Source organism: Xinfangfangia pollutisoli, assembly GCF_020179405.1.
Lineage (GTDB): Bacteria > Pseudomonadota > Alphaproteobacteria > Rhodobacterales > Rhodobacteraceae > Pseudogemmobacter > Pseudogemmobacter pollutisoli.
This window is the reverse complement of sequence record NZ_JAICBZ010000096.1, coordinates 5001-13255: the sequence shown is the minus strand read 5'-3', so window position 1 is coordinate 13255 and position 8255 is coordinate 5001. Positions and strand designations below refer to the sequence as shown.

The 8255-nt window shown below is 68.7% G+C and carries 8 protein-coding genes (1 of these 8 only partly in view); 2 read left to right on the top strand and 6 right to left on the bottom strand.

From position 1 onward, the window contains the following. The 6 genes from K1Y73_RS19085 to K1Y73_RS19060 form a co-directional block, all read right to left on the bottom strand. The coding region (locus K1Y73_RS19085) for a potassium-transporting ATPase subunit C (protein ID WP_225029897.1) at positions 1-291 on the bottom strand (291 nt) is incomplete at its 3' end. Between the two features lie 27 nt (positions 292-318). Next, positions 319-2346, bottom strand: a complete 2028-nt coding sequence (gene kdpB, locus K1Y73_RS19080; protein ID WP_225029896.1) for a potassium-transporting ATPase subunit KdpB — start codon at positions 2344-2346, stop codon at positions 319-321. Between the two features lie 57 nt (positions 2347-2403). Then, positions 2404-4080 carry a potassium-transporting ATPase subunit KdpA gene (gene kdpA / locus K1Y73_RS19075; protein ID WP_225029895.1) on the bottom strand — a complete coding sequence of 559 codons (1677 nt, stop codon included), beginning with the start codon at positions 4078-4080 and terminating at the stop codon, positions 2404-2406. 294 nt (positions 4081-4374) lie between these two features. After that, a complete protein-coding gene (locus K1Y73_RS19070) occupies positions 4375-4737 on the bottom strand; it encodes a ribbon-helix-helix domain-containing protein (RefSeq protein ID WP_225029894.1) in 363 nt (120 codons plus the stop codon). A gap of 25 nt (positions 4738-4762) precedes the next feature. Beyond that, entirely contained in the window at positions 4763-5320 is a 558-nt protein-coding gene (locus K1Y73_RS19065) for a DJ-1/PfpI family protein (RefSeq protein WP_225029893.1), read from the bottom strand. Positions 5321-5464: 144 nt separating this feature from the next. Continuing rightward, the gene (locus K1Y73_RS19060) at positions 5465-5836 is read right to left on the bottom strand and encodes a bactofilin family protein (RefSeq protein WP_225029892.1); all 372 of its coding nucleotides are present in this window, start codon (positions 5834-5836) and stop codon (positions 5465-5467) included. A 185-nt stretch (positions 5837-6021) separates the two neighbouring features. Here K1Y73_RS19060 and K1Y73_RS19055 point away from each other — a divergent pair, with 185 nt between their 5' ends. Further along, positions 6022-6990 (top strand): agmatinase, encoded by a 969-nt coding sequence (locus tag K1Y73_RS19055; protein WP_225029891.1) that lies wholly within the window; start codon positions 6022-6024, stop codon positions 6988-6990. Between the two features lie 73 nt (positions 6991-7063). Next, on the top strand, positions 7064-8255 hold the 5' portion of the coding sequence (locus K1Y73_RS19050) for an amidohydrolase (protein WP_318248258.1). It continues 458 nt past the right edge of the window; only the first 1192 of its 1650 coding nucleotides appear in the window; it begins with the start codon at positions 7064-7066; the stop codon falls past the right edge of the window.

The window sequence follows — 8255 nt, the reverse complement described above, 5'->3', positions numbered from 1 at the left end:
GGCCACCGCCTCGGCCAGCGCGGCCGAGGTGGGGCCGAGGTTCGAGGCGCCCGAGGGCGTGGTGCCATAGCCGCTGGCCGAGGCGCGGGGATGCAGCCAGGCCGGGCCGGTGAAATCCTGCGCGACCAGCGCCGATCCGACCATTTGGTCGCCGCGGCGGATCAGGCTGCCATCGGCGGGCCCGGGAAGAAGCGTCTGGGCCAGGCCGGTCAGCGCCAGGGGATAGGCCAGGCCGGTCAGCAGGGTAAGGGCCAGGGTCAGGGCCAAGGCGGGGCGAAGAAGGGTCAACATGGGATGCTCCGGTTCTGGATCGGGGGCTCAGGCCAGGCCAAGCGCGGTGACGGCCAGGTCGATGGCCTTGATCCCCAGGAAAGGCGCGATCAGCCCGCCCAGGCCGTAGATGGCCAGGTTGCGCCTGAGCAGCGCCGCCGCGCCCGCGGGCGCATAGCGCACGCCCCGCAGCGCCAGCGGGATCAGCGCCACGATGATCAGCGCGTTGAAGATCACCGCCGACAGGATCGCGCTTTGCGGGCTGTGCAGGTTCATGACGTTCAGGACCGCCAGCCCCGGAAAGGCCGCGACGAACAGCGCGGGCAGGATGGCAAAGTATTTCGCCACGTCATTGGCGATCGAAAAGGTGGTCAGCGCGCCGCGGCTGATCAGCAGCTGCTTGCCCACCATGACCACCTCGATCAGCTTCGTCGGATCGCTGTCGAGGTCGATCAGGTTCGCGGCCTCTTTCGCCGCCGGCGTGCCCGAATTCATCGCCACGCCCACATCGGCCTGCGCCAGCGCCGGAGCGTCGTTCGAGCCGTCGCCGCACATGGCGACCAGCCGCCCGCCGGCCTGTTCGCGGCGGATGAAGTCCAGCTTCATCTCGGGCGTCGCCTCGGCCAGGAAGTCGTCCACCCCCGCCTCGGCCGCGATGGCGGCGGCGGTCAGGGGGTTGTCGCCGGTGATCATCACCGTGCGGATGCCCATGGCGCGCAATTCGGCGAAACGGTCGCGCACGCCGGGCTTGATCACATCCTTCAGATGGATCGCGCCCAAGATCGTGTCGTCCTGCGCCACCAGCAGGGGCGTGCCGCCCGAGCGGGCGATCTCGTCGATGCGGGCGCGCAGGCCGGGGTCGGCGTGGCGGCCGGTGAAGCGTTCCACCGCATCGACCGCGCCCTTGCGCAGCCGCCGCCCGGGCAGATCGACGCCCGACAGCCGCGTCTGGGCGGAAAAGGCGATGGGCGCGCCGGTCTCGGCCGGCTTGTCATCGGCCGGCAGCAGGCGATGCGCCAGATCGACGATGGATTTGCCCTCGGGCGTGTCATCCGACAGCGAGGCCAGCAGTGCCGCGCGGATCAACTGGCGGTCGATCACGCCCTGGGCGGGCAGGAAGGCATCGGCCATCCGGTTGCCGAAGGTGATCGTGCCGGTCTTGTCCAGCAGAAGCGTGTCGACATCGCCCGCCGCCTCGACCGCGCGGCCGGATTTCGCGATCACATTGGCGCGCATCAGCCGGTCCATCCCGGCGATGCCGATCGCCGACAGAAGCCCGCCGATCGTCGTGGGGATCAGCGTCACGAACAGCGCGGCCAGGGTGACGACCGGAATGGCGATGCCGGAATAGCGCGCGAAGGGCTGCAGCGTGACGGTGACCAGAAGGAAGATCAGCGTCAGCCCGGCCAGCAGGATGTTCAGCGCGATCTCGTTCGGGGTCTTCTGCCGCTCGGCGCCCTCGACCATGGCGATCATCCGGTCGAGAAAGCTTTTGCCCGGCTCGGCCAGGATGCGCAGCACCAGGCTGTCGGACACGATCCGCGTGCCCCCGGTGACCGAGGACCGATCGCCGCCGGATTCGCGGATCACCGGCGCGCTTTCGCCGGTAATGGCGCTTTCATCGACCGAGGCGACGCCGCGGATCACTTCGGCATCGGTGGGGATCAGGTCGCCGGTCTCGACCAGGACCAGCTGGCCCGCCCGCAGGCTGCCCGAGGCAACAAGCCGCGGGGCGGGGTCGTCTTCCTGGGCCAGCAGCTTGACCATGGTTTCCGCCTTGGTGGCGCGCAGGCTGTCGGCGCGGGCCTTGCCGCGGCCCTCGGCCAGGGCTTCGGCGAAATTGGCGAACAGGACGCAGACCCAAAGCCAGAAGGCGATCTGCAGGTTGACCCCGGCGCCCGGGGCGCCGGTGGCAAGGTCGCGCAGGGCCAGAAGCGTGGTGACGGCGGCGGTGGCGGCGGTGACGCAGATCACCGCATTGCCCAGCAGGGCGCGGGGGTGCAGCTTGGCGACCGAGGCGCGCAGGGCCGTGGCGTAAAGGCCCGTATGGGGCCGGGAATGGGGATGGCTGGACATGGTCCGGTCCTTGACGACGGGGAAGGGGGCGGCCCGGGCCTGGGCCGCCCGGCGGGATCAGAAGCTTTGGCCGGCCAGGCGCGCGCTTTCCTCGGCGATCGGGCCAAGGGCCAGCACCGGGAAGAAGGTCAGCGCGCCCAGCACCGTGACGGTCAGCACCAGCAGCGTCACGAAAAGCGGGCCATGGGTCGGGAAGGTGCCCAGCGTCACCGGGGCGCGGGTCTTGGCGGCCAGCGCGCCGGCAATCGCCAGCATCGGCACGATGATCGCATAGCGGCCCAACAGCATCAGCAGCCCAAGCGCGGTGGTCTGCCATTGCGTCGCCGCGCCGAAGCCCGCGAAGGCCGAGCCGTTGTTGCCGACCGCCGAGGAATAGGCATAGAGGATCTCGCTCAGCCCATGCGGCCCGCCCTCCTGCACCGAGGCCAGCGCCGCGGGCAGGCTGGCCGAGATCGCGGCCCCGCCCAGAATGCCCAGCGGCATGGACAGGAAGGCCAGCATGGCCAGCGTGACTTCCCGCGCCTCGATCTTGCGGCCCAGATATTCGGGCGTGCGCCCGACCATCAGCCCGGCCAGGAACACCGCCAGCACGACGTAAAGCAGCATGCCGTAGAGCCCGGCGCCGACGCCGCCGAAGATCACCTCGCCCACCTGCATGTTGATCATCTGCACCAGGCCCGACAGCGGCATGAAACTGTCATGCATCGCATTGACCGAGCCGTTCGAGGCCGCGGTGGTCGCCGCCGCCCAAAGCGCGGAAAGGGCGGCGCCGAAGCGTTGCTCTTTGCCCTCCATATTGGCGCCAAGCCCGCTGCCGGCGGTTTCGGCCCAGTAGATCACGGCCAGGCCCGCGACGAACATCACGCCCATGGCGGCAAAGATCGCCCAGCCCTGCCGCCGGTCGCCGGCCATGCGGCCGAAGAGGAAGCAGAACGCCACCGGGATCAGCAGGATCGACAGGCATTGCGCCATGTTCGACAGAATGGTCGGGTTCTCCAGCGGATGGGCCGAGTTCACGCCGTAAAAGCCGCCGCCATTGGTGCCCAGCTGCTTGATCGCGACCTGCGAGGCGACAGGCCCGCGCGGGATCAGCTGTTCGGCGCCTTGCAGCGTGGTGACATGGGCCGCGCCCGACAGGGTTTGCGGCACGCCCTGCGCGATCAGCAGCAGCCCCAGCACAAGGGACAGCGGCAAGAGCACATAAAGGACCGCGCGCGTCATGTCGGCCCAGAAATTCCCCAGCGCCGCGCCGCGGGGCCCGGTGAAGCCGCGGATCACCGCGACCCCCACCGCCATGCCGGTCGCGGCGGACAGGAAGTTCTGCACCGTCAGCCCCGCCATCTGCGCCAGAGAGCTGAGCTGTGCCTCGCCGGAATAGGCCTGCCAATTGGTGTTGGTGACAAAGCTGATCGCGGTGTTGAAGGCCAGATCCGGCGCCATGGCGGGGATGGCGTCGGGGTTCAGCGGCAGCGCGCCCTGCAGCCTTAGGATCGCGTAAAGCAGCAGGAAGCCCAGAAGGTTGAACAGCAGCACCGACAGCGCATAGGCCTTCCAGCCCTGGGGCTGATCGGCGCGGATGCCGGCAATGCGGTAGAAGCCGCGCTCGACCGGGCCAAGCGCGGGCGACAGAAGGCTGCGCCCGCCGGTGAAGACGGGCTGCATATAGGCGGCCAAAGCCCAGCCGCCGGCGGTCAGCGCGGCCAGAAACACCGCATATCCCAGAAGGTCGTGCATCGCCGCCTCCTCAGGACCGGCCGGGTCGCAGAAGCGCCCGGATCAGAAAGACGAAAATCCCCGCCGCAAGGGCAAGGCCGAGGATGAGGTCCAGCATCGCCGCCTCACATCCGTTCGATCAGGCGCAGCGCTGCGGCGAACAGGCCGAAGCCTGCAAGCGCAAGCGCAAGGTAGATGACATCTGCCATGACAGGTCTCCCGAGTGTCGATGACCCGAGAGATCGGACAGGGGCGCGTAAACGCGCTATGCGAGAAGGCGGGGGGGCGCGTAAAATCGGCGTAAATGCCGGCCGGTCAGTTGACGCGCAGCCCGCGGCGGGCGGTTTCGCGGGCCAGGATGTCGCGCGCGGGGTGGTCGGCGATCGGCACGGACGGGTCGGCCGAGATTTCCCCCGCCGCGATCAGCGCATGGTAGCGCGCGCAGCAGACCCTGAGAAACGAGGTGAAATTGCCCAGGTCATGGTCGGCATCCATCGCTTCATGCCAAAGTCGGGTGATCAGCTGCGCGACGGTCATTCCGTCGCGCGCGCCGATCTCGGTCAGGGTGTCCCAGAAATGCGCCTCGATGCGGATCGAGGTGGCGACCCCGTCGATGCGCAAGCTATGGGTGCGGCTTTGCCATTGCCCGGCATCGGCCTTGATGAACAATTCGCACATCGCGGGGCCTCCCTTCCCGGTGATGTCAGAGCAGCGCCATGAACTGCTTCAGCCAGGCCGGATGGGCGGGCCAGGCGGGCGCGGTCACCAGATTGCCATCGGTCACCGCCTCTGTCACCGGGATATCGGCGAAGGTCCCGCCCGAGGCCGTCACCTCATAGGCGCAGGCCGGATAGGCCGAACAGGTGCGCCCCTTCAGCACCCCCGCCGCGGCCAGAAGCTGGGCGCCATGGCAGATCGCGGCCACGGGTTTGCCGGCCTCGAAGAAGTGGCGGACCTTGGCCAGCACATCGGCATTCATCCGCAGATATTCCGGCGCCCGTCCGCCGGGCACGACCAGCGCATCATAGGCCGCCGGATCGGCGGTGGCGAAATCGGCGGTCAGCGCGAAATTGTGGCCGGGCTTTTCCGAATAGGTCTGGTCGCCTTCGAAATCATGGATCGCGGTCTTGACGGTGTCGCCCGCCGCCTTGCCGGGGCAAACCGCATCGACGCTGTGGCCGCAGGCCAGAAGCGTCTGGAACGGGACCATGGTTTCATAGTCCTCGGTGAAATCGCCGGTGATCATCAGGATCTTCGCCATCTTGCATCCTCCCTTGCTGACGGTCGGGTCAGGCTAGGGCAGGGCGGGGCGAAGCGGGTGTTAGCCCGATACTACAGCGCGGCCGGTTCGGGGCCGCGCGCTACGGGCAGCGCACAGGGGGCCGCGCGCGTCAAACCTTGGGCGTCAGACCTTCGGGCGGGCGAAGCGGCCTTCGATCGTGGCGCCGCTTTCGATGATCAGCACTGAATAGGTGACATCGGCCGCGACCTGGGCCGAGGCGCGCATGGTGAAGCTGTCGGTCAAGACCTTGCCGTCAAGCCGGCCCTTCACCTCGACCGTATTGGCGCTGACCGAACCCGAAAGCCGGCCCTCGATGCCCACGGTCAGCACATCGGCCGACAGATTGCCGTCGATTTCGCCCAGAACCTCGATCGTGCCGGACGAGGTGATCTCGCCGGTGATCTTCAGGTCGGAACCGAGGACGGACCGGCTGGCATTGGCCCCAGGCGTCGGACGGGGCGGGGCAGAGGTCGGGTCGGCGGTCTTGGAAAACATCGGCAGTGGTCCTGTGATCGGGATGGCCAGATAGGGCGCGAAGCCGGGCCCCCGGTCAAGAGCCGTTGCGGAAGCCCGCCCGGGACCGGCGGAAATCCCGCGAGTAAACGTCGTTTCGGGACCTGACAGTCCGGGCCCGGGATGGTTGGATGGCGGCGGGAATCGCGCGCAGGAAGGATGGCAGCATGGCGGAAGGCTTTTTCACTCCGGTCTCGGGTTTCGATCTGCCGCGATTCGCGGGCGTGCCCACCTTCATGCGGCTGCCGCATGTCGATTTCGCCCATCCGCGCTTTGCCGAGGTCGAGATCGGGCTGATCGGCGCGCCCTGGGATGGCGGCACCACGAACCGGCCCGGGCCGCGGCACGGGCCGCGCCAGCTGCGCGACCTGTCGACGATGATCCGGGCGGCCAACGGGGCGACCTGGGTCCGGCCCTTCGATCTGGTGAACTGCGCCGATCTGGGCGATGTGGCGCCCAATCCGGCCGATCTGATGGACAGCATGGCGCGGATGGAGGCCTTCTATGACCGCGTGGTCGCGGCGGGCGTCAGGCCGCTGACCGGCGGGGGCGATCATCTGTGCTCGCTGCCGATCCTGCGGGCGGTGGCGAAATCGCGGGCGGTGGGGCTGATCCAGTTCGACAGCCATACCGATCTGAACGACATCTATTTCGGCACCTCGCGCTACAATCACGGCACGCCCTTCCGCCGCGCGGTGGAAGAGGGGCTGGTGGACCCGAAACGCTATGTGCTGATCGGCATCCGCGGCACCGCCTATGGCCGCGACGACTGGGATTTCGCCGAAGCGAACGGCATCCGCATCATCCCGATTGCGGAATTCCACGCGCGCGGGGCGGAAGACGTGATGGTCGAGGCGCGCGAGATCGCGGGCACGGGGCCGGTCTATGTGACCTATGACATCGACTTCGTCGATCCGACCTTCGCGCCGGGCACCGGCACGCCGGAAGTGGGCGGGCCGAATTCCTGGCAGGCCTTGCAAGTGGCGCGGGGGCTGCGGGGGCTGGATATCGTGGGGGCGGATCTGGTCGAGGTCTCGCCGCCCTTCGATGCCTCGGGCGGGACGGCCTGGCTGGGGATCAGCCTGATGTTCGAGATGCTGTGTTCGATGGCCGAGGCGGTGGTGCGGGGGCGGTAGGCCCCGGGGGCTCTGCCCCCGGACCCCCGGGATATTTAGGGACAGATGAAGGAGCTTGGTCTTGCAGGCTGAGATGATCGTGACGAATGGCCGGGTGCTGACGATGGACCCGGCGCGGCCGCGGGCTGAGGCGGTGGCGCTGGCTGGCGGGAAGGTGCTGGCGGTGGGGACGGCCGAGGAGGTCGGGGCGCTGGCCGGGCCGGGATGCCGGGTGATCGACGCGGGCGGGCGCACGGTGCTGCCGGGCTTTGTCGAAAGCCATCTGCATCTGGTGCTGGGCGGGGCCGAGCTGACCAATCTGCAACTGGCCGATGTGATGGGCTTTGCCGATCTGAAGGCTGCCTTCCTGCGTTTTGCGGCCGCAAATCCCGACCGGCCTTTGCTGATGGCGCAGGGCGCGGCCTATGAGGTGCTGGACCGGCCGGTCACCCGGCACGATCTGGATGCGATCATCGCCGACCGGCCGATCGCCATGATGGCGCCCGATCACCACACGGTCTGGGCCAATACCGCCGCCCTGCGCGCCGCGGGCCTGCTGCACGGGGCCGAGATGCCGCATGGCCATGTGGTGGTGATGGCCGAGGATGGCACCGCCTCGGGCGAGTTGCGCGAATTCGAGGCCTTCGGGCCGATCCTGGCCCTGGGCGGCGCGGCGCATCTGCAGCTGGGCATCGCCACGGGCGGCGAGCCCGATCCCTGGCCCGATGCGGCGCAGCGCGCGGCCGACAAAGAGAAGGTGGCCGCGGGCCTGGCGCATTGCGCCGCCCATGGCGTGACCACGATGATCAATATGGACGGCAATCTTTATACCTGCGCCCTGCTGGCCGAGATGCAGGCCGAGGGCCGCCTGACCGCGCGGGTGCGGGTGCCCTTCCACTTCAAGCCGCATATGGATCTGGACGCGCTGGACCGCGCCACTGTCATGACCGAGGCGCATGATGACGACTGGCTGCGCGCGGGCATGGTGAAGATGTTCATGGATGGCGTGGTCGACAGCCGCACCGCCTATATGCTGCAGGACTATCCCGGCACCGCCGAGCGGGGCGAGCCCTTGTTCTCCCCGGCCGCCTTCGATGCGATCTGCATCGAGGCCGACCGGCGCGGGTTGCAGATCGCCGTCCATGCGATCGGCGATGCGGCAGTGCGCCAGACCATCGACGGCTATGAGGCGGCGCAGCGTGCCAATGGCCGGCGCGACAGCCGGCACCGGATCGAGCATATCGAGCTGATCGACCGGGCCGATGTGCCGCGGCTGGGTGCCTTGG

Excerpts from the sequence above, each read along its gene's own strand:
- kdpB (WP_225029896.1), bottom strand. The coding sequence starts at position 2,346 with ATGTCCAGCCATCCCCATTCCCGGCCCCATACGGGCCTTTACGCCACG.
- K1Y73_RS19055 (WP_225029891.1), top strand. The coding sequence starts at position 6,022 with ATGGCGGAAGGCTTTTTCACTCCGGTCTCGGGTTTCGATCTGCCGCGA.
- K1Y73_RS19070 (WP_225029894.1), bottom strand. The coding sequence starts at position 4,737 with ATGTGCGAATTGTTCATCAAGGCCGATGCCGGGCAATGGCAAAGCCGC.
- K1Y73_RS19065 (WP_225029893.1), bottom strand. The coding sequence starts at position 5,320 with ATGGCGAAGATCCTGATGATCACCGGCGATTTCACCGAGGACTATGAA.
- kdpA (WP_225029895.1), bottom strand. The coding sequence starts at position 4,080 with ATGCACGACCTTCTGGGATATGCGGTGTTTCTGGCCGCGCTGACCGCC.
- K1Y73_RS19060 (WP_225029892.1), bottom strand. The coding sequence starts at position 5,836 with ATGTTTTCCAAGACCGCCGACCCGACCTCTGCCCCGCCCCGTCCGACG.